Source organism: Vibrio sp. 1078-1 (assembly GCF_033340475.1).
This window is the reverse complement of the sequence record NZ_JAWOWM010000062.1, coordinates 1-1,264: the sequence shown is the minus strand read 5'-3', so window position 1 is coordinate 1,264 and position 1,264 is coordinate 1. Positions and strand designations below refer to the sequence as shown.

Here is a 1,264-nt window from a genome sequence, read left to right as displayed (position 1 = left end):
TCTCTTCATATCCAAGTCACCTGCTGTGCAGTTTAACTTGACTAGCTCACTCGCTCAATATTTGCGCCAAGTGCAGCCAGTTTATTTTCAATTTTGTCATAACCGCGATCGATGTGATAAATACGATCTACGATGGTTTCGCCTTTCGCGATACAACCAGCAATCACCAAACTTGCCGAAGCACGTAGATCCGTTGCCATCACTTGTGCACCACTTAGAGATTCAACGTCACCACAAATAACCGTGTTACCTTCAATCTCCGCTTTCGCCCCCATACGCATCAGCTCAGGCACGTGCATAAAGCGGTTTTCAAAGATAGTTTCAGTGATCACGCCGCCGCCTTTCGCCATCATGTTCAATAGCGTAAATTGCGCTTGCATGTCTGTCGGGAAACCAGGGTGAGGCGCAGTGCGAATACTTACTGCTTTTAACTCACGGTCTGTCATATCAACAGAGATCCAGTCTTCGCCTGTCTCCACCAATGCGCCCGCTTCTTCTAGCTTCGCTAGAACCGCTTCAAGCAAGTGACCGTTGGTATTACGACAAACCACTTTACCGCCAGATACCGCTGCAGCTACTAGGAATGTCCCCGTTTCAATACGGTCTGCTACGACACTATGCTTGCCGCCACCTAAGCGCTCAACACCTTCGATAGTGATGGTGTCTGTACCCGCGCCAGAGATTTTCGCGCCAAGTTTATTTAGGAAATCCGCCGTATCGACGATTTCAGGTTCGCGCGCTGCGTTATCTAACGTTGTGGTACCTTCAGCCAGAGCTGCTGCACACATGATGGTAATGGTCGCGCCAACGCTCACTTTGTCCATCACGATGTGCGCGCCTTTCAGACGACCATCAACTTCAGCTTTCACGTAACCATCTTCAAGTGTGATGGTTGCGCCTAGTTGTTCCAGGCCAGTAATGTGCAAGTCAACTGGACGTGCGCCGATAGCACAACCACCAGGTAGAGAAACTTGACCTTGACCAAAACGAGCCACAAGTGGGCCTAACGCCCAGATAGAAGCACGCATGGTTTTAACTAAATCATAAGGAGCGCAATATTCATTGATGCTGCTTGGATCGACGTGAACAGAACCGTTACGGCTTACTTTAGCGCCAAGGCGTTTTAGTAGCTCCATGGTTGTGTCGATATCGCGAAGATGTGGTACGTTTGCCACTTCTACAGGCTCTTCAGCCAAGATAGACGCAAATAAAATCGGCAGTGCTGCGTTTTTTGCACCAGAAATGGTCACTTCACCAACTAGTG

The 1,264-nt window shown here is 49.1% G+C and carries 1 protein-coding gene; it reads right to left on the bottom strand.

The genetic code is table 11. From position 1 onward, the window contains the following. Positions 1-41: 41 nt before the first annotated feature. A partial coding sequence (gene murA, locus R7190_RS25590) for a UDP-N-acetylglucosamine 1-carboxyvinyltransferase (RefSeq protein WP_318137643.1) occupies positions 42-1,264 on the bottom strand: 1,223 nt, incomplete at its 5' end.